This is a genomic window from Sandaracinus amylolyticus (assembly GCF_000737325.1).
Lineage (GTDB): Bacteria > Myxococcota_A > Polyangia > Polyangiales > Sandaracinaceae > Sandaracinus > Sandaracinus amylolyticus.
Map to the genome: position 1 here is coordinate 7,627,155 of NZ_CP011125.1, position 20,420 is coordinate 7,647,574.

Sequence of the window (20,420 nt, forward strand, 5' to 3'; positions counted from 1 at the left end):
CCCGGATACCATCCGGGAATGCTACGCCGCGTCCCGCGCTCGATCGTCCCCGCGCTCGCTGCTCTGCTCGCGATCGCGATCGCGTCACCGGGGTGCGGTGGCGGCGGCGATCCGGGCGGCGCGGACGCGGGGATGGACGGCGCGCTCCCACGCCAGGACGGCGGATCGCTCGACGGCGGACACGTCGCCGATCCGCCCGACAGCGGCGATCCCGACGCCGGCTGCACCGGCACGACGTGCGGCGAGGCCTGCGTCGACGTGCAGACCGACGTGCACCACTGCGGTGGATGCGACGTCGACTGCACCGCGCTGCCGGGCGTCGACGGCGACGCGGTGCAGTGCGTCGAGGGCGCCTGCGTGCTCGACGGTGCGTGCGAGCCCGGGCTCGGCGACTGCAGCGACGAGCCCGGCTGCGAGACCGACGTGACGACCGCCGAGCACTGCGGGACGTGCGGCACCGTGTGCGCCGAGCCGACGCCGCTCTGCGCGTCGACGGACGAAGGCGCGTCGTGCGTGAGCGGCTGCGAGGGCGCGACCCCGACGCGCTGCGACTCGAGCTGCGTCGACACCACGACCGACGAGCTGCACTGCGGCGAGTGCGGCACCGCGTGCCCGGTGCCCGACAACGGCGCGCCGAGCTGCGTCGACTCGGCGTGCAGCGTCGCGTGCGACACCGGCTACCACGCGTGCGGCGACGAGCGCTGCGCGGCGGACGACGACGTGACCTCGTGCGGCGCGTCGTGCGAGACGTGCGTGGTGCCGCCCAACGCGGCGGCGACGTGCATCGACGGAGCATGCGGGTTCGTGTGCCTTCCGTCGTTCGCGGACTGCGACGGCGAGGCGAGCAACGGCTGCGAGATCGACACCCGCACGGACGCGGCGCACTGCGGCGCGTGCGACGACGCGTGCACCGTCGCGAACGGAACGCCGGCGTGCGTCGACGGCGCGTGCACCATCGGCGCGTGCGATCCGCTCTTCGACGACTGCAACGCCATGCCCGAGGACGGCTGCGAGGTCGACATCGGCACGACCGTGAGCGACTGCGGTGCGTGCGGCGACGTGTGCACGACCGAGCACGCGACGGCGGCGTGCGTCGGCGGCGCGTGCTCGGTGGGGACCTGCGACGCGACCTACGGCGACTGCAACACGCTGCCCACCGACGGCTGCGAGGTCGACCTCGACACGACCGTCGATCATTGCGGGACGTGCGGCAACGTGTGCTCGCTCGCGAACGCGACTCCGTCGTGCGTCGGCGGCGCGTGCGCGGTCGCAGGGTGCGATCCCGGCTTCGCCGACTGCGACAGCGCGCCGGGCAACGGGTGCGAGATCGACACGCGCACGACGCTCGAGCACTGCGGCGGCTGCGGCGACGTGTGCGAGATCGCGAACGGATCCGAGGCGTGCGTGAACGGCGCGTGCGCCGTCGCGGCGTGCGACCCCGGCTTCGGCGACTGCGACGGCAACGCGGAGAACGGCTGCGAGACGAACGTGCTCACGAGCGTCACGAGCTGCGGATCCTGCGGGAACGCGTGCGATCTGCCCAACGCGGTCGAGGTGTGCGTGAACGGCGGATGCGCGATCGGCGCGTGCGAGCCGGGCTTCATGGACTGCGACGGGCTGCCGACCAACGGCTGCGAGACGAACACGCAGAGCTCGGTGGATCACTGCGGTGGCTGCGGCAACGTGTGCGACCTCGCGAACGCGGGCGAGGTCTGCGTCGCCGGCAGCTGCCAGATCGCGGTGTGCACGCCGGGCTTCGGCAACTGCGACGGCCAGGCGTCGACCGGATGCGAGACCAGCACGCAGACGTCGCTCGCGCACTGCGGTGGGTGCAACAACTCGTGCTCGGTCGCGAACGGCGCGCCGGGCTGCACCAACGGCACGTGCACGGTCCTCGGGTGCAACCCGGGGTTCGCCGACTGCGACGGAGCGGCGGGCACGGGCTGCGAGCGCAACCTGACGAGCGACCCGCAGCACTGCGGAACGTGCGGGCGCTCGTGCGCGACCCAGTGCGTCGGCAACGTCGTCGCGACGAGCTGCGGCGGCGGGAACTGCGCGATCACCGCGTGCGCGCCGGGCTTCCAGAACGTCGACGGCGCGTGCTCGAACGGCTGCGAGTGCCCGGTGTCGACGGCCAGCCAGGCGTGCGGCGCGCCGACCGCGCTGGGCGTGCTGAACCTCGCTCAGTCGTTCAACACCAGCGCGAACATCGCGATCGCGGGCACCGAGCTCTGGTACACGGTCGGGTTCGCCGGCAACACGAGCGCGGCCTACCACCCGCGCATCCGCTTCACGTCGAACCCGGGCGATCAGTTCCGCTTCGACGTGCGTACCAACTGCAGCGGCGTCGCGCTCTCGTGCGGCAACGAGGGCGGCGTCTCGAACGGCGTCACGGACTGGGAGACGTTCGTGGGGACGGGCACGCCCGGTTACTACAACCCGATCCCGCCGGTCGGGAACAACGGCACCGTGCTCGTGCGCGTCTACCGACGCGCCGGGCTCCCGGTGTCGTGCGCGCAGTTCACGCTGGTGATCAGCAACTGACGATCAGAAGCGCAGCTCGTCGGGGTGGACGCCGTGGATGCATCCCGGCGCGGCCCAGATGCGGCGCTCGCTCAGGTTCATCAGCACGCCGGCGCAGGTGAGCATCGCGTGCGGTGCGCGCTCGCTCGCGAGGTGCGTGCACACGCTGCGCGGGTAGCCCTCGTGCGAGCCGAGGCGCGACCAGAGATCGCGCGCGCTCTCGATCGTGTGATCGCGCAGGCTCGCGTCGAGGAACGCGAAGCGCTCGCGCGTGGTGCTCGTGCTCGCGATCGAGCTGACCTTCGCGACCTCGGTGCCGAGGCAGTGGTTCTCGTGGTGGAACGCGCCGCCGGGCTTCGAGACGTCGAGCTCGGCCCACACCTCGGCGAGGCGGCCCGACGTCTCGATGCCGAACGCGCGCTGCGCATCGGCCACGAGGTAGTGATGTCCCGAGCCGAGCGGCGCGCCGACCACGACGTCGCGCGCGGCATCGGCGCGGCGCTCGGCGAGCGCGCGGCGCACCAGCGCGGGCCACACGAGCCCGACACGCGCGTCGTGGCTCTTGAGGTTGTTGATCGTCATGCCGACGCCGGCGTCGTTCATGCCGGCCATGCCGAGGCATCCGGTGATCGTGAGCAGCCACGCGGCCGGGCGGTCCTGCCACGCAGGCACGTGCAGCATGAGCACGTAGGGCGCGGCCGAGCCGTGCATGTCCCAGGTCTGCCCGAGGATCGCCCCCTCGCGCGTGCCGGCGACGATCGCGCTGCACTCGTCGTCGCGATCGGGATCGGCGCCGCGGCGCGCGCCGCCGAGGACGGTGCTCGGATCGAGATCCTTGAGGTCGGTGTAGTGGTTCAGGACGACGATGCGCGCGGGCGGGAGCGACGCGCCCTCGGCGATCCCGAGCAGCTCCTGGTGGAGCGCGGCGTCGAACGCCTCGAGGACGGGCAGGTGTCGTTCGGCGACGGCGAGGAGCTCCGCGTCACTCCGGAAGAGGCCCTGCTGCTGCGCCAGCTCGCTCCGGATCGCGGCGATCTCCGCGATCTCGCGGGCGAAGGCTCGACCGTGGGCGACACCGCGCTCGAAGGGACCGGCCGCGGCGGGGAGGTGGAACGTGCGCATCGTCACCCGGGCTACCGCGGTCCGCGCGCGGGAGCAAACGTCGCTCTTCTCGTGCCCCTCGCGTTCACGTAGGCTCGTACGTCGCAACACGGACCAACACCATGCTGACGTTCATCCTCATCGTGATCGGGCTCATCGTCTCCTGCACCGGCTTCGCGCTGATCGGCAGCCGCATCGGCTCGAAGATCGAGGAGAAGAACCTCGGATCGGGCACGGTCGAGACGAGCATCAACGAGGGCATGAGCGCCAGCGTGCTCGGCGGGGCGCTGGGGATCATCCCGTTCCTCGTGTTCGTCGTCGCGCTCGTCGTGCTCGTGATCACGAACCCGGCGCACCCGGAAGAGCACGGGTCGTCGTCGGAGAGCGCGGAAGCGGCGCACTGATCGTCGGCGCGTAGCGCGCGGGGGTACGACCGAGTACGCGCGGTGATGCGCGCAGTCGGCGGGATCGACCGGCCGCGTGCGGCGGACGGTCGAGCACGCGCAGGTGGCACGTGGACGAGCACGTGCACGAGCACGGTGCGGCCGGCTCCGCGCAGTCGGCGTGATCGCTCCGGTGAGCGCGTCGGCGCACGCGCGCTGATTCGCGGGACGCGCTGATCTCGCAGGACGCGCGGACTTCGCCGGACGCGCGCTGATCTCGCCGGACGCGCGGATTTCGCCGGACGTGCGTGCGCCATCGGGGGCGAGGCGCGAAGCGCGAGCCCGTCCAATTCGTCCACGATGCCCGAAGGGCGAGTCGGTCCGCGTGATGACGCGAGCGCGCGAAGCGCACTCGCGTCCATCACGCGTCCCCACAACACACCGAGCGGCGTCGACCCCCCGCGCGCCGCCGAAGCCTCACCAGCCGGGGCGCGGGGTGGGGGCCCGCGCGCAGTTCCGCAGCGCCATCCAGCCTCCGCGAGCCCCCCGAATGCGAGTCAGCGCGGCCGCGAAGCGCCCGCGCTGACGAGAACCCCGGCCATCGATCGCCGAGACCGCAGCAGGACGCCATCGCGAGGACTGTCCGAGCACGGGCCCCCACCCCGCGCCCCACACCGACGCCTCTCCCCGCGCGGCCTCCCGCCTACTGCCCCACCCCGCTCAGTGGATCCGAAGCCACGACCTCCCAGGCGATCGTCTGCATGATCCGCGCGACCTCCGCCGAAGGCCCACCCTGCACCGGAGCCCCGTATCGATCGACGATCCGCTCGCTCAGCCCCACCGGGCTCATCCGGTAGATCGTCGCGAAGTGCACGCACGCGACGAAGTAGAAGAGCGCGGGCGTCGGGTGGATGTCGTCGACGAACAGATCCTGCGCGCTGTCGTAGCCCGGCACCTGCCCCGCCGTGATGCGATCCACCAGCCGCGCGAGCGCCGTGCCCGCCGGGATCATCCGCATGTCGGGCCCCGAGCGCGTCGCGTTCACGCCGTCGACGATCTGCTCCCACAGGGCGCGATCCGACGTCAGCCGCGCGCGGAAGTCGGGGAGCGTCACCTGGTGCCACGTCTCGTACAGGTACACGCGCGTGCCCGGCCGCGACTGCTGCGCGAGGTCGTAGTAGTTCCCCGCGTACTGCACGCTGTTCGCGAACTCGATCTGCGTCTCGAGCGGGATCGCCTCGGTCACGACCAGCACGTCGAAGCGCCCGGTCGGCAGCGTCTCGCGCGCGTTCACGCCCTCGGGCGCGCCGCGATCCCACTGCCACTGCAGGTTCGCGCCGATGCCGAGCTGCATGCTCCACGCGTGCGTGCGGTCCGCATCGTCGGCGAGCGCGCCGAGGATCGGCGGCATGCCCCAGCCGATGAGCGAGTGACCGACGAACATCACGTTCGCTTCCGCGAGCGGATCGCCCGGCGGCGGCGGATCGACCGGAGGCCCACCGCCGTCGGTCGGGCCGGGCACGACCGACGCGTCCTGGGGCTGCGGCGTCGGATCGCCCGGGTCCGTGGGATCCGGCGCGCTGCCGCTCAGCGTGCCCGAGCACGCGGCCAGGAAGAGCGGCGCGAGCAGCAGCGCCGAGCGAAGGCGAGAGGCGTCTCGAGGCATACGACCGAGCTCGTGGCGTCTGGTCCCGGGGTCCGCTTCGATGTGACCACGAGAACGAAAGCGGAGTCGATAGCACACGTGTCGCCTTCGTGACCACTCACGGCGTGTCGTCGCTCGCGCGCGCGCCGCTGCGGAGCGCGGGCAGCGGTCGCTGGTAGAGCTCCTCCCAGAGCGCGCGCGCCTCGCGCTGGACGTCGTCGTCGGAGCGCGCGGTGATCGCGGCGTGGATGCGCGCGGCCTCGGCGCGATCGATGCGGCGCGCGACGACGAGCGTGCCGCGCGGGATCGCGAGCCGATCGGCGAGCCCCTCGAGGATCACCAGCGCGGCGTGGCACTCCGCGGTGCCCCACAGGCGTCGATCGAACACGTGCCGCAGCAAGAGCGCGAGGCTCGCGCGCACCAGCGTCGCGTCGCGCGCGAGCTCGCTCAGGTACGCGCTGAGCTCGGCGTTCGAGCGCTCGGCGAGCAGGTTCACGACGTCGCCCATGCGCAGCGGGCCCACCATCGCCTCGAGGCGCGGCGGCAGCGTCCCGAGCGTCCCCATGAGAAAGTCGAGCCGGTGCTGCACCTCGTGGCGCTCGATCGACGCGAGGAAGCGCGCCTCGATCGCGCGGTACGTGCGCTGGTGCCGCTCGTCCTCGAGCGCCCCGACGAGCGCCTCGAGCTCGCGACGCTCGTGCGCGACGAGCGCGCCGGTGAACGCCGTGTAGGGCTCGAGGTCGACCACGTATCCGTCGGGCTCGCGCAGCACGATGCCGCGCTCCGACAGACGCTCCGACCACGCGACGAAGAGCGCGTGTCGTCGCGCGAAGATCGCGCCGAGCTCGCTCGCCGCCGCCGCGTCTCCGCCGAGCCATCGCGGCGCCTCGTCGCGCACGCCGGCCGCGGCCACACGCGCGGTCTCGTCGCGCAGCGCGAGATCGTCGTCGCCCGAGAGCGCGAGCGCACCGTCCGGAGCGAGCGCCGGCACGATCGCCTGCACGAGGTGCTCCTCGACGCGCTCGCCGAGCACCAGCGCGTCGCGCACCTGCGGCCGCGTGAAGCCGAGCACGGCGCGCGCGAAGTTGAGCCGATCGAGCCGGCGCAGGCGCAGCGCGCGCACGGTGCGTCCCTCGGCCTCGTAGATCGCGACGTTGTCGACGGTGAACGACGAGAGGTACACGCGGCTCGCGCCGGTCGCGCGCTCGGTGAGCACCTCCGCGTCGACGTAGTACGCGAGCCCTTCGCTCTGGATCGCGGCGTCGAGCGCGTCGACGGAGCGCACGTGGCTCTCCGCGGCATGACGATCGACGCCGCCTTCGACGACCGCGATCGACTGCGTGAGCACCGCGTCGAGGAACGACACCGTGTCGGCGCCGAGCGCGCCGCGCGCCGCGCCGAGCGTCGCGTCGCGCTCGGCGTCCACCGCGGCGCGCGCGTTCGGATCGCGCGACGCGCGCCATCGATCGAGGGCGATCGTGAACGCAGGCAGGCGCACCTCGAACACCGCGCGCTGCGCCGCGGTGCCGGGATCGGGGCGCCCGCCCTCGACGTACGCGCCGCGCGACGGCGGGAGCGCCTCGCTCAGCGCGGCGTACGGATCGTGCGGCCAGAGCCACCACGTCGTGATCGCGATCGGCACCGCGAGCATCACCACGCCGAGCATCAGCGCGCGCGCCGTGCTCGGTCTCTCGCGCTCCGGGCGCGCCGCGCGGGCCTCGTCGAACACCGCGCGCACCGCGGCGACGTCGTCGCCCTGCGGCGGGTCGCGCCCGATCACCGCGAGGTACGCGAGGCGATGCACGTGCGCCTCGTCGTCGCCGTGCTGGGTCGCGAAGATCGCGTCGGACACGGCGCGCGTCACGCGCGTGCGCACCGGGCCACGCAGCCCGACGGGCACACGCCGGTACGCCGCGACGCGCGCATCGCGGATGGCCGAAGCGTCCTCGGTGGTGGCGATCGCGGCGAGCACCGCGAGGACGTGGGCCTGGAGCACGGGATCGCCTGTACCTCCACCACGCCGACCTGGACAAGCGTCACGTGCGCGCGCGATGCTCCGCCTCGGAAAACATGACCGATTCGTCTCGACAGGCGGAGCAAGAGCGCGATCTCGCCGAGCTCCAGGTGAAGGGCACGACCAAGGCCGCGGCCGCGGTCAGCGGCATGTCCGGCGCGATCGCGGTGCTCACCGGGCTCCAGTTCACGACGAGCGCGTCGTTCCACGACGCCCTCTACAACGTCGTGCCATGGGCGCTCAGCGGGCTGGGCGCGGCGCAGCTCGGCCTGTCGCTCTTGGTGTTGCGCAACCACTTCCCCGCGAACGTCGCCGCGAGCGTCGTCGGCGGGCTCGTCGCGTGCGTCGCGCTCGGGTGGGCGGTGCTCGCGTCGACGTCGGGGTTCCTCTCGGCGTTCGCGCTGCTCGAGGTGCCGCTCGCCGGGAGCGCCGCGATCCTCGCGCCGCTCGCGCTCGGCGCCACGCGCCGCGCGTGGCAGGCGAAGAAGCGCCTCGCGGACGCAGGGCTCGAGCTCGGTTTTTGAACGATCGTTCAAGGAGGCAGCCGTGCGGCTTCGTTCGTCGTCGATCTCACTCGTGCTCGTCGCGCTCGCGATGGTGTCGTGCTCGTCCGAGGAGGACGCGCCGCGCTGCGCCGCCGACGATGCGCAGCGCTGTCTCGTGAACCAGCAGGGCTGCACGCCGGACGCGGAGGGCGCGGCGGAGTGCGTGCCCTGCACGTCGGGCACCCGCGCGAACGCGGAAGGGCTCTGCGCGCGCATCCCCGGCACCGCGCAGACGCACGACTTCGACGAGGTCGTGTCGGAGCCGGGGCAGGAGCTCTCGGGTCTCTGCCGCAGCTGGACGCTCGACAACGACGAAGAGCTCTGGGTGCACGCGGTCGAGCTCGAGCAGGACGAGGCTTCGCACCACTCGAACTGGACCTTCGTGCCCGACACGCTCTACCTCGGGCCCGACGGCACCTGGCCGTGCGCGGAGCGCGACTACCATCAGCTCCAGGCGGCCGTCGCGGGTGGCGTGCTCTACGCGCAGTCGACGCAGGCGGCGCGCGAGGTGCAGCTCTTCCCCGAGGGCGCCGCGGTGCGCATCCCGCCGCGCTCGCGGATCATCAGCGACATCCACGTGCTCAACGCGACGCCGGAGACGGTGCGCGGGCACGCGCGCCTCTCGATCTACACGATCCCGCGCGAGGACGTGACGATCGTCCTGACGCCGTTCCACATCGACTATCACGCGCTCACGATCCCGCCGCGCGCGACGTCGCGCTTCGTCACGACGTGCGATCTCGCGAGCGACTTCGAGGCCGCGACGGAACGACCGTTCCACATCCGTCTCTTCTACTCGCTGCCGCACACGCACGAGCTCGGCACGCGCGTGTTCCTCCAGGCGATCGGCGGGCCGCGCGACGGCGAGATGCTGGTCGACGTGCGCGGCTACAACGGCGAGGCGCGCGGGCTGCTCTACGAGCCGCCGGTCGACCTCGCGGGGATCACCGGGCTGCGCTTCGGCTGCGAGTTCGAGAACCCGCGCGCCGAGGAGGTCGGCTGGGGCATCGGCGATCAGGAGATGTGCGAGATGCTCGGCTTCGTCGAGAGCGCAGCCGCGTTCGAGAGCCGCGTCGCCGAGACGACGTCGATGCGGATGGACGGCGACGTGCAGGAGTTCTCCGGCGAGTGCAGCAACTTCGTGATCCCGTGGGAGGGCCGCTAACCAGCTCACGAGGTCGACGTTCTGCGCGGTGGACCTCAGGATCGATCGCGCGATGTCCGAGCCGTTCTGGAAGGAGCTCGTCGACCGACTGAAGGACGAGGAGCGCGAGACGCACCTCGATCCGATCCGTCGCGAGATCGAGTGGCGCAACCCGCGGGCGACCGTCGAGCGCGAGCTGCTCGAGGAGATCGCGGGCGCGCTCGGGCGCTCCGAGCGGCGCGTTCAGGACGCGATCACGAAGGTCCACGCGCTGATGGACCACGAGGACGACGAGGTGTTCGAGCGCGCGCGACGTGAGGCGATGCGCCTCAAGCGGGATCTCTCGATCCACCGCGAGGCGCTGCGCTTCCCGCGCGATCCCGAGTTCGATCGCCGCTATCCGATCCCGCCCGCGCGACGGCGCTGATGCGCGCGAGCTTCGAGCGCGACGGTCTGCGCTACCGGCCCTGGGGCGCGCACGATCTCGATGCGCTCGCTGCGCTCGTGACCGACCCGGTGATCATGGCGCGCGCGGGCGGCGCGCTGCGCGCCGACGAGGTCGTGGGGCTGCTCGATCGGTATCTGCGCCCCGACGATCCGCGCGTGCTCGCGGCGCTCTGCGTGGAGGACGCCGCCGGCGCGTCGGTCGGGAGCGGCCTCGTCACACGCGGGGACGACGACGCGCTCGAGATCGGGTTCCTCGTGCGGCGCGAGCACCAGGGGCGCGGTCACGGGACGCGCATCGCGCGCGCCCTCGTCGGGCTCGCGCAGACCGAGAGCGACGTCGTCGTCGCGCGCGTCGAGGTCGATCACGCCGCGTCGATCCGCGTGCTCGAGAAGGCCGGGCTGCGCATCGTCTCGCGCGCGCCCGACCAGCTCGTGATGGAGATCAGAACGTGCCGCTGATCGACGCACCGAGCGTGACGCCGCTGCGGCTCGTCGTGCCCGCCATCGGGCCGGTGCCGCCCTCGTCGTCGCCCATGCCGAACATCGGCGTGACCGACCACGTGACGCCGTAGGTCGGCGCGGGGACCTCGAGGCCGAGCGCCTCTTCTTCCGCGATCGCTTCCTGCTCGATCTCGTGCGCGACGCGCGAGCGCTTGGGCACGACCGCGAGCGGCACGAGGTAGCCGATCAGGCCGCCGAGGACCGCGCCGACGAGCACGTCGGACAGGTAGTGCGCGTCCGCGACGACGCGCAGCGTGCCGACGAGCGCCGCGGCGGTCAGCGCGGAGCCGCACGCGACCGCGTCGGCCATCGGATCGTCGTAGAGGTTGCGCTCGAGGTGCATCGCGCACGAGAACGCGGCGGACGTGAACGCGACGCCGGTGTGGAGGCTGAAGAAGCTGTGGTACGCGTCGGCGCTGCCGCAGCCGGGCGCGTCGGGGTTGGCCGCGCACTCCTGCTCGAACGGGCGCGCGCGGCTCGTCACGCGCTTCACGATGCTGCCCGCGGTCAGCATCGTGCCGAGGGCGAGCGAGTACGCGAACGACGCCTGCCACGCGAGGTCGGGATCGCCCTGGACCAGCGGGATCAGCAGCGAGTCGATCAGCAGCGCGTTCGCCATGAGGCCGACCATCATCAGGTCGCTCGCGCGGCGCGCGAAGCCTTGGCCCTCGGGCGTCGACGCGCGCATCGCGTCACGGAAGTCGTCGTCGAGCAGCATCCCGCCGCGCCACACGCTCGTCGTGTCCGCGGGCGCGTCGCTCGGCGAGAAGAAGAGCCCCACGCCGAGGCCCAGCATCGCGGTGCCCGCGCCCGCCCACACGCCCGCGACGTCGCTGACCGGGGTGCGGCCGTCCGTCGGCCCGTCCTCCTGCGCGTCGGAGGACTGCGCGGAGCACTCGCTCGCGGGCCAGAGGCTCGCGATCGAACAAGCGGCGACTAGAACGGCGATGGAAGCGCGGGCTCGGCGATGCAACGTGAACAACCCTCGGTTGCGTGGGCCGGAACGAACGGCCGGCGGACCGTTCTGCGGGCCATGACGGGGCGAGGCCAGCTCTGGATTTCGCAATCTCCGCGCGTTTCCGGTGCCGTCCTGCTCGTCTGCGCGGGAGGAGATGTCGTAGAGAGCACGATGAGGTGAGCGCGGCGCACGCATCTCACGACGCAGAATCGCGAGGAACCGCACGCACCGCGAGAGGCGCGTGGACGTGCCCGCGTCGCTGACGACGAGCACGCCCGTGGATTACCGCGAGCGACGCGCGATCTGGATGCCCGACGCGAGCCAGACGTCGCGATCACCGACCCAGAGGCGCCCCGAGAAGAACGCGCTCACGGCGTGGAAGCGCGCGAGGAGCGCGTCGTCCCCCGAGACCGGCACCACCGGCGCCGATGCGTCGAAGCTGGTCGCCCAGACCGTGTCGCCGTGCGCGACGAGATCGCCGAAGCCCCACGTCTCGCTGACCGTCGCGCGCGACCACGCGACGCCGTCGAAGTGGAAGAGGACGCCGGCGCCCGGCGCGCGCGCGTTCGGGCGCTCGACGCCGATCGCCCAGAGGTCGCCCTCGCGCGTGCCCGCGACGTCGTCGAGGTCGAGCTGCAGCGCGGGATCGGAGGGCTCCGGCTCGAGCGCGACCGACCACGCGCCGTCGTAGCGGAGCACGAGCGCGCGGCCATCGACGTGCGCGACGAAGAGCGCGAGCTGCGGCGTGACCGCGTGCACGCGCGAGACGTAGCCGTCGGTGCCGAGGATCGCGGGACGCGCGATCTCGTGAAGGCGCTCGCCGTCCCAGTGGAGCAGCGGATCTGCGACGATCCACACGCTGCGCGCGCTCGCGCCGTCGAGGTCGGCGAACGCGCCGGTCGCGAGCTCGGTCCAGGTCTCGCCGTCGTAGCGCTCGAGCACGCTCGGCGCGAAGCCCGTGGCGCTCGACGGGATGCCTGCCCGCACGCGCCACAGATCGTCGGGCGCGCCGCCCCACGCGATGCGGCTCTCTTCTGCGAAGAATGCGGGCGGGAGCGCGCCCCACTGCGCGTCGGGCGCGCGCTCGAGGGTGCGCACGGCGCGCGGCGCGGACGCGCCGTCGTAGCGCAGCACCTGCCCCTCGAGGCCGAGGCAGAACGCTTCCGCGCCGATCCGGACGACGTCTCGTCCGCAGCCGATCGCGGAGCGCATCGAGACGACGCCGGCGTGCGCCGCGATCAGGGCGTCGTCCGCGGTCGGTACCGCACCGTCGAGGCCGGGCCACGCGAGGACGTCGAGCGACGTGCGCGCGATCGGGCTCCACGCCGCGCCGTCGTAGCGGAGCACCTCGCCGCGCCCGACGATCACCACCTCGCCGTCGACGACCGCGAGCCGGTGGGAGAGCGGGTCGAGGTCCTGTCCGACGTGCGCCCAGCGCGCTCCGTCGTGGCGCATGACACCGCGCAGGTCGGCGCCCTGCATCGCGAGCATCCACACCTCGCCGGGCGCGACCGCGAGCATGTCGAACACGAGCGCGCCCTCGAGCGAGCGGTCCTCCCAGCGCGCGCCGTCGAAGTGCTCGATGTCCGCGCCGTCGGCGATCCACGCGTCGGTCGCGGAGGTGGCCGCGACGAGACGCGCGCCGCGATCGGCGCGCACGGCCGACCAGCGCCCGTCCTCGGCGCGCCAGACCGCATCGAGGCTCACCACCCACGCCGTGCCGTCGCGCGCGACCGCGACGTCGAGGAGATCGTCGCGCGTCGCGAGGTCGTGCTCGCGCCAGCCGGCTCCGGTCCACTCGATGACCGAGCCCTGCTCGCCGACCGCGATGACCGACGACGGCGAGACCCCGTCGATGGCCGTGAGGTCCGCGCCCTCGACCCAGCACCAGTCGGCGCATGGCGGCAGCGGATCGGGCTCGGGCTCGGGATCACGATCGCTGGTCCCGTAGCAGCCCGACGCGACGAGGAGGCAGCAGGCGAACGAAGCATGTCGAAGCATTCGACGAGCGTGCGCGGCGCCCTCTTAATCGTCGACTTAAGCAGCGCAGCGGTCTCCATGCGGTAGAACGTGCTCCGATGCGCGTCACCGGTCCGCTCGTGGAGCTCGTGGGACGCGACGTCGAGCGCGCGCTCCTCGACGCGAGCGTGCGCGACGGTGGGCGGCGGCTCGTGACGATCCGGGGCGTCGCGGGCGTGGGCAAGACGTGCCTGGTGCGCCACCACGCCGCGAGCCAGCCACGGGCGGTGCTGTGCGACGTCACGCGCGCGGCGGACACGCGCGACCTCTGCGCCGCGGTGGCGCGCGAGCTCGGCGTGGGCGCGAGCATCGGCGTGTCGCGCCTCGGCGAGGTGCTCGCGCGGCGGGGCACGATCTCGCTGGTGCTCGACGGCGCGGAGCGGATCGTGGACCGACTGACGCGCACGCTCGGCGCGTGGCTCGACGCGGCGCCTGCGCTGCGGATCCTCGTGACGTCGCAAGTGCGCCTGGAGCTGCCGGGCGAGCGCGTGATCGTGCTCGAGCCGCTCGCGCCGCACGACGCGGCGACGCTCTTCCGCGCGCGCGCCCACGACGCGCGCGGTCGCGCGCTGCCCGACGATCCCGACACCGAGCGCGCGATCGCCGCGATCGTGCGCGCGCTCGACGGGATCCCGAGCGACCTCGAGCGCATCGCGGCGCGGACGGTCGCGCTCACGCCGGTCGAGCTCGCGACGCGGCTCGACGAGCTCGCGGACGTGCGCGCGCTCGATCGCGCGTGGTCGCTCGCGAGCCCCGAAGCCCATCGCGCGCTCGAGGCGTGCGCGCTCTTCGAGGGCGAGCTCACCCTCGCGGCGGCCGACGCGATCCGGAGCGGGTGGAGCTCGAGCGCGATCACGCTGCAGGAGCTCTGCGATCGATCGCTGGTGCGCGCGCGCGATCACGCCGACGGGACGTCGTACGCGCTCTACGCGTCGGTGCGGCGCGGCGCGAGGGCGCGGCTCGCATCGCGGCGCGGTGCGGCGCGCGTGCGCGCGAGGTTCGAAGAAGGTGTGCTCGCGCTCGCATCGAGCGCGGATGCCGATCTCGACGCGCCCGGCGCGGTCGCGGCGCTGGCGCGCCATCGTGGCGATCTCGAGCGCATCGCGCGCGAGGCATGCGACGCGGAGACCCGCGCGCGCGCCGTGCTCCCGCTCGCATCGCTCGCGGCGCTGCAAGGCGGAATCGAGGACACGTGGGCGCTGCTCGACGCGGCCCTCGCGGGCTCGCTCGAGGACACGCTGCACGCGCGTCTGCGCCACGCGCGCGCTCGGCTCGCGCGCAGGATGGGCCGGCCGCGCGATGCGCTCGCGGACTTCGAGGCCGCGTCGGCGCTCGCCGGCACGAGCGATCTCGCGCCGCGCATCGCGACCGACTGGGCCGGGCTGATGCGGCACCTCGGCCGGCGCGACGAGGCGCGGGCGCTCTACCAGCGAGCGCTCGATGCGTACGCCGCACGCGGGGACGCGCGTGGTCGCGGCCGGACGCTGTCGTCACTGGCGACGATGACGCACGAGCACGGAGATCTCGAGGGCGCGCGCGTGCTCTACGAGGAAGCGGTCGCCGCGCTCGTGGCCACGAACGATCGCCTCGCGCTCGCGATGGCGCGACAGAACCTCGGGCTGCTGGAGCAGGAGTCGGGCGATCTCGACGCCGCGGAGCAGACGTTCCGCCGCGCGCTCGACGCGCATCGCGCGCTCGGGAACCGGCGCTTCGAGGCGATCTCGGAGCTCGATCTCGCATGCCTCGAGCTGGAGCGTGGGCGCCCGCGCGACGCGCTGGACGGGCTCGCGCGCGCCCAGGCGATCGCGCGCGCTTCGGGGGATCGACGCGAGGTGGGCCTCGCCGCCGCGACGAGCGGTGCGTGCCACGCGATGGCGGGCGCGCTCGCGGCGGCGGAGCGCGCCTTCGCGATCGCGCGACGCGAGCTGCGCGACGTCGACGAGCCCGCGCTGCGGCTCGCGCTCGAGGTGCACGAGCTGCACGGCGATCTCGCGGAGGCGGATCGTGCGCGCATCGCGCGCGACGCGCGCCGCAGCGCGGAGCTCCTCGCGTCGATCGACGCGCGCATCGACGAAGCGGAGCGCGCGCGAGCCACGGGTGACGAGGTGCGCTTCGCGCTGCGCGTGCTGCGCGCCGAGCGCGCGCGTTGGGTCGCCCGTGCGCGCAGCGCGACGGTCGCGCGCGACGGGACGTGGTTCACCCCGCCCGGGCACGCGCCGGTGAGCCTCGCGCCGCGACCGGTGCTCGCCTCGATCCTGCGCGCGCTCGTCGCGCAGCACCTGCGGCGAGCCGACGTGCCGCTCGCGAACGAGGCCGTGGTGCGCGCCGGCTGGCCCGCCGAGCGCACACTCACGCGCGCGAGCCGCAATCGCCTGCACGTCGCGATCGCGACGCTGCGCAAGCTCGGGCTCGACGCGCACCTCGTCTCGCAGGGAGAGGGCTATCTGCTCGAGCGCGTGGCCGTGCACGACCCCGCGCTCGAGTGATCAGCCGATGGCGCGCAGCGCCGCGCCGAGCGCCTCGCTCTGCGCGACCGCGCGGTCGAGCGCGGGCGCGATCGCGATGCGCCCACCGGGCATGCGCCGCACCACGATCCCGCGCGCGCGCAGCGCGTCGGCGATCGCGTCGCGCCGCTCACCGAGCTCGACGACGCGATAGAGCCCCGCACCGTGCGCGCTCGTGCCCGCGAGCGCCGCGTCGAGCGCGCTCGCGCCCGCCGCGACGTCGACCTTGCGTGCCGCGCGCAGCTGATGATGCATCTGGATCAGCGAGAGCTCGTCGCCGTCCCACGTGCTCACGAACGTCATCGGCGTCGCGACCCAGAGCGACTTGCCGACGTGCACCATGCCGAGCTGCCCGCCGGTCCACCACACGCGCGCGTCGGGCACGAGCTCCCACGACGCGCTCGCGAACGCGCCCGCGCCGCTGCGGTAGTACGCGCCCGCGGTCTCGACGCTCACGATCGGCACGCCGGTCTCGGCGCGCAGCCGCGCGAGGGCATGCACGAATGCATGGCTCAGCACCCGGCCCGTGCGCTCCTGCATGGGCTCCACCACGATGCCCAGCACGTTCGCGGGCCCACCGGCCGCGGCGATCGCGGCGCGCAGCGCGGCCTCGCTCTCCGCGTCACCGGCGCTCGCGGGGTGGGGCACCCGCGGCCACTCGAAGAGCGCGGGCCCCATCGCGTGCACCTCGGGATCGCTGATCGATCGCGCGCACGCGCTGGTGTGACCGACGTACGCGCCCTCGAGCGAGATCACGACGCGCGCGCCCTTGCGGTGCCAGCGCAGCATCCGGATCGTCTTGTCGATTGCCTCGTCGCGCCCCGACGCGAGATAGACGTGCGGCAGATCCGGGCACAGCGCGGCGACGTGCTCGATCGCGCGCACCGCGGGCGGCGTCACGTAGTTGAGCAGCGTGATCTTGTCGACGGTCGCGCCCCACACGATGCCCTCGCGCTCCGCGCGCACCAGCGTCGCGGGCGGCGCGGCGAACGGCGCGACGAGGCCGCTCGCGAGATCGACGACGCTCTCGTTCGTCGCCGGAACGCCACCCTCGACGGCGATCGGCCCGAGCGGCTGGCGGTAATAACGCGCGCGCGCGTCCTCGCCGTACTGGTTCTCGAGCGTCACCGCGGTGAACGCGCCGAACGAGTCGTTGAGGCGCACCATCGCGTCCGCGTGGCCGAGCCGGTTGCGCCCGGTGCACCAGCGATAACGCGGCGAGCCGTCGGGCCGCTTCATCGCGCGCGCGTGCTCGAGCTGCGCGGCCTTGAGCCGACGCCCGATGCCCGTGCCCTGCAGCTTCGGATCGACCGTCAGCGCGAGGCTGTAGATCGTGTCGCCGCGACCGCGCGCGGGATCACGATCGGGCCCCGACACGTCGGGCACGCGCTCGATCGGCGCCGCCATCGCGTAGCCGACGAGCGTCCACACCTCGCCGTCCTTGCGCTCCGCGAGCACCACGACGCCATCGGCGTCCTCGAAGCCGAGGCGCAGCCGGTGCTCGGGGTCGCGGCGTGCCGGCTCGTACACCTGCTCCTCGAGCGCGAGGATCGGCGGCAGCAACGCCTCGACCTCGTCGGGCGCGGCGCGCCGGATGCGCACCTCGGGCTGCGCGGGGCGCGGCGGCGGCGCGAGCTCGTGCCACTCCGGCGCCTTCTCGTGCGGGTGCGCGTCGAGCCACGCGAGCGACTGGTGCACGACGCGGAACACCGCGTCGACGTCGTGCTCCTCGAAGCTCGCGTTGAGGCGGTAGCGCACCGTGCGATCGCCCGCCGCGAACGCGATCGCGCCGCGCCAGAAGCGCTGCCCGAGGTACGCGTCGAGCTCCGCGGGCGTCTCGAGATCGAACGCGAACGCGAAGCCGCACGCGCGCACGCAGCGGATGCGGTGGCCCCAGCGCCGCTCGAGCTCGGGGATCCGCGCGCGCACCATCGCCTCGACGCGCGCACCGTCGCCGCCGGTCGCGAGCATCGACGCGTGGAGGCGACCGCGGATCAGCGACGCCGCGAACGCCTGCGTCGGCTCGGGATCGGCGAACCGGGTCATCACCACGCCGACCTGCGCGCGCTTCGCGAAGGTCACGCAGTCGGGCGTGTCCGCGTGCCCGTCCGCGTCGACGAGCCCGAAGCGTCGATGCCACGCGAACGAGCCGCCGAGCCCGAAGCCGCACTGCACCTCGTCCATCACGAGCGGCACGCCGAGCGCGCGCGTCACGAGCCGCAGCCCGTGATGGAAGCGCGAGGTCGCGTAGCGATCGCCGCCCTCGCTCTGCATCGGCTCGACGATCACGACGAAGTGCTCGTGCCGCAGCAGCGTGTCGACGACGACCGCGAGGGACTCGACCTCCGCGCGCAGCAGCGGGTCGTCGCTGTTGCCGAACCGAGCGCGCAGCGCCTGCGCGTCACCGCGCGCGCAGACGTCGCGCCAGCCCGCGGGCTCGTCGGGCTCGCCGTCGTTGGGCGTGCCCCAGAGCGGCCACGGCGCGAACGTCGCTTCGTACCCAGCGATCTCGAAGGGCGTGCGCTTGCTCGGCGAGTGCGTCGCGTGCAGCGCGAAGAGCGTGCGCCCGTGGAAGCTTCCGTCGAACGCGAGCACACGCGGCCCGCGATCCTTCGCGTGCAGACGCGCGAGCGCGAGCGCCTTCTCGTTCGCCTCGGCCCCGCTCCCCGCGAAGCACACCGTCGGCAGCCCGGGCACGAGCGCGCGCAGCGTCTGCGCGAAGTGCTCGGCCGCGCGCTGGCCCGCGCCGTCGAGCTCCGACGTCGGCAGCGTCACGTCGTGGGCGCGCAGCATCGTGTCGCCCCACTCGCCCTCGACGTACGCGCGCACGAGATTCTCGTGCGAGAAGCCGAACGGCATCGTCGCGGTCTGGCTCATCGCGTCGATCACCGAGAGCGGCGTGGGATCGACGCTGACCATGAACGGCCCGTGCGAGCGCACGTGATCGAACACGAGCTGCTTCTTCTCGCGCGGCACGCGATCGCCCGCGTAGAGCCGCTCGACCCACTTCGTGCTCTCGGGCACGGCGCCGCCCTTCGGGCGCACGATGCGCATCGGGCGCGCGTCGGCGCTCGGCGTGCGGTTCGCCTCGGCGCGCTCCTCCGCGTCGTGCATCGCCTCGAGCCGATCGAGATCGTGCGGCGGCAGCGCGCGCGCGATCGCGGCGTGGGTCGCCATCGAGAGCACCGAGTTGCTCTGCACCGCGACCGGGATCGCGAGGTTGCGCGGCGCGAACGAGCCCGCGGGGCGGAAGTTGCCGCTGCGCCCGGTGCCGCCGAACGGGAGGCGCGGCGACGCCTGGTTCGTGCTGCGGTTGCGGTTGAGGATCCCGCAGCGCGTCTCGCGGTAGTAGCGATCGAAGCGCGCGTCGCTCGACGTGAACACGCTGTTCGCGAAGCCGTACGGCGACGCGTTCAGCACCGCGATCGCCTCGTCGTCGTTCTCGACGATCTCGACCCCGACGTCGGGCCCGAAGAGCTCGGTGTCGGTGTAGCCCGGCACGTCGTGCACGCCCTCGGGGAGCAGGTGCACCGAGCCGCTGCGATAGAGCCCGCCGGGCAGGCGCTTCCCCTCGACCACCACGTCGGCGCCCGCGCGCACCGCGCACGCCATCGCGGCCTCGAGCTTGTCGCGCCCCGCGCGCGTCGCCATGGGCCCCGCGAACGCGCTCGCGTCGTCGGGATCGCCGAACCGCAGCGCGCTCACGATCTTGCGCAGCGCGTCGATCAGCGGCCTCGCGAGCGAGCGGTGCACGAGCACACGATCGGTGCAGGTGCAGCGCTGACCGGTCGTGAGGTACGCGCCGACCGCGATCTCGTGCGCGGCCTGACGCACGTCCGCGTCCTCGCACACGATCACCGTGTTCTTCCCGCCCATCTCGAGCGCGACGAGCATCTCCGGCTTGTCGAGCGCGGCCTCGCTGATGCGGCGACCGACGGGCCAGCTGCCGGTGAACGCGAGCCCGTGCACGTCGGGGTGCGCGACCATCGCCGCGCCGGTCGGGCCGCGCCCCTGCACGACGTTCAGGACGCCGGGCGGGAGCCCCGCCTCGTGCGCCGCCTCGGCGTAGCGGATCCCACAGAGGGGAGCCGTCTCACTGGGCTTCATGACGACCGTGTTTCCGAGCAGGAGCGCGGGAACTACGTGTGCGTGGCAGAGATGAAGGGGGAAGTTGAAGGGGCCGATCACCCCGACGACTCCATGCGGATGCCAGCGCAGCGCCTCGTTCGGGAAGCCGGGCAGCGGCCCGTCGCGCAGATCGGATCGGATCTGCGCCGCGACGAGATCGAAACGTCCGATCAGCGAGTCGATCTCGACCCGCGCCTCCGATCGGATCTTGCCGATCTCCTTCACCACCGCGTCGGCCAGGTGCTCCTTCTGCGCGACGATCACGGCGCGGAAGCGGTGCAGCGCGGCGAGGCGATCGTCGAACGAGCGTCGCGACCACGCGACCTGCGCGTCCTTCGCCGCCGCGACCGCGTCGGCGACGCGCTCGGCGCTCCACGCGGTCTGCACGACGGGCTCGCCGTCGCGCGCGGGGTTCTCGGAGATCAGGGGCTCGCCAGAGGGCGGAACGAAGCGTCCGCCGATGTAGTCGCCAGGGATCGGCATGGAGCCGCGGAGTCTACCCCCGGCG

At 73.3% G+C, this 20,420-nt stretch carries 13 protein-coding genes; 7 read left to right on the forward strand and 6 right to left on the reverse strand.

Annotation, left to right across the window (positions count from 1 at the left end; genetic code table 11):
* Positions 1–18: 18 nt before the first annotated feature.
* A complete protein-coding gene (locus DB32_RS32185) occupies positions 19–2,544 on the forward strand; it encodes a hypothetical protein (protein ID WP_053236477.1) in 2,526 nt (841 codons plus the stop codon).
* A gap of 3 nt (positions 2,545–2,547) precedes the next feature.
* On the opposite strand, the gene DB32_RS32190 is transcribed toward DB32_RS32185, so the two are convergent.
* Positions 2,548–3,645, reverse strand: coding sequence for a C45 family autoproteolytic acyltransferase/hydrolase (locus tag DB32_RS32190; RefSeq protein ID WP_157069631.1), 1,098 nt, complete (start codon positions 3,643–3,645; stop codon positions 2,548–2,550).
* 101 nt (positions 3,646–3,746) lie between these two features.
* Between DB32_RS32190 and DB32_RS32195 the strand changes: the two genes are divergently transcribed.
* A complete protein-coding gene (locus DB32_RS32195; RefSeq protein ID WP_053236479.1) occupies positions 3,747–4,028 on the forward strand; it encodes a hypothetical protein in 282 nt (93 codons plus the stop codon).
* A 682-nt stretch (positions 4,029–4,710) separates the two neighbouring features.
* Here DB32_RS32195 and DB32_RS32200 read toward each other — a convergent pair.
* Positions 4,711–5,673: a hypothetical protein gene (locus DB32_RS32200; RefSeq protein ID WP_053236480.1), complete on the reverse strand. Its 963-nt coding sequence runs from the start codon at positions 5,671–5,673 to the stop codon at positions 4,711–4,713.
* Positions 5,674–5,770: 97 nt separating this feature from the next.
* Positions 5,771–7,648: a hypothetical protein gene (locus DB32_RS32205; protein ID WP_053236481.1), complete on the reverse strand. Its 1,878-nt coding sequence runs from the start codon at positions 7,646–7,648 to the stop codon at positions 5,771–5,773.
* A 74-nt stretch (positions 7,649–7,722) separates the two neighbouring features.
* On the opposite strand from DB32_RS32205, the gene DB32_RS32210 reads away from it, so the two are divergent.
* From DB32_RS32210 to DB32_RS32225, 4 genes are read left to right on the forward strand one after another with little or no spacing between them, the layout of a single operon-like run.
* Entirely contained in the window at positions 7,723–8,190 is a 468-nt protein-coding gene (locus DB32_RS32210) for a hypothetical protein (protein ID WP_053236482.1), read from the forward strand.
* Between the two features lie 22 nt (positions 8,191–8,212).
* Positions 8,213–9,376 carry a hypothetical protein gene (locus DB32_RS32215; RefSeq protein ID WP_157069632.1) on the forward strand — a complete coding sequence of 388 codons (1,164 nt, stop codon included), beginning with the start codon at positions 8,213–8,215 and terminating at the stop codon, positions 9,374–9,376.
* A 28-nt stretch (positions 9,377–9,404) separates the two neighbouring features.
* On the forward strand, positions 9,405–9,782 hold the full coding sequence (locus DB32_RS32220) for a hypothetical protein (RefSeq protein WP_053236484.1): 378 nt from the start codon (positions 9,405–9,407) through the stop codon (positions 9,780–9,782).
* Positions 9,782–10,261, forward strand: a complete 480-nt coding sequence (locus tag DB32_RS32225; RefSeq protein ID WP_053236485.1) for a GNAT family N-acetyltransferase — start codon at positions 9,782–9,784, stop codon at positions 10,259–10,261. The genes DB32_RS32220 and DB32_RS32225 overlap by 1 nt, the downstream gene beginning before the upstream one ends.
* Here the strand turns inward: DB32_RS32225 and DB32_RS32230 are convergent.
* Together DB32_RS32230 and DB32_RS45835 are read right to left on the reverse strand one after the other, a co-directional pair.
* Positions 10,245–11,276: a phosphatase PAP2 family protein gene (locus DB32_RS32230; RefSeq protein ID WP_169791626.1), complete on the reverse strand. Its 1,032-nt coding sequence runs from the start codon at positions 11,274–11,276 to the stop codon at positions 10,245–10,247. The two genes, DB32_RS32225 and DB32_RS32230, sit on opposite strands and share 17 nt — an antisense overlap.
* A 267-nt stretch (positions 11,277–11,543) precedes the next feature.
* Positions 11,544–13,262 (reverse strand): hypothetical protein, encoded by a 1,719-nt coding sequence (locus DB32_RS45835; protein ID WP_053236487.1) that lies wholly within the window; start codon positions 13,260–13,262, stop codon positions 11,544–11,546.
* On the opposite strand from DB32_RS45835, the gene DB32_RS32240 reads away from it, so the two are divergent.
* Positions 13,160–15,766: an ATP-binding protein gene (locus DB32_RS32240; RefSeq protein ID WP_083458054.1), complete on the forward strand. Its 2,607-nt coding sequence runs from the start codon at positions 13,160–13,162 to the stop codon at positions 15,764–15,766. The genes DB32_RS45835 and DB32_RS32240 overlap by 103 nt on opposite strands.
* Here the strand turns inward: DB32_RS32240 and DB32_RS50070 are convergent, their stop codons facing one another.
* Entirely contained in the window at positions 15,767–20,395 is a 4,629-nt protein-coding gene (locus tag DB32_RS50070; protein ID WP_053236489.1) for an aldehyde dehydrogenase family protein, read from the reverse strand.
* Between the last annotated feature and the right edge of the window lie 25 nt (positions 20,396–20,420).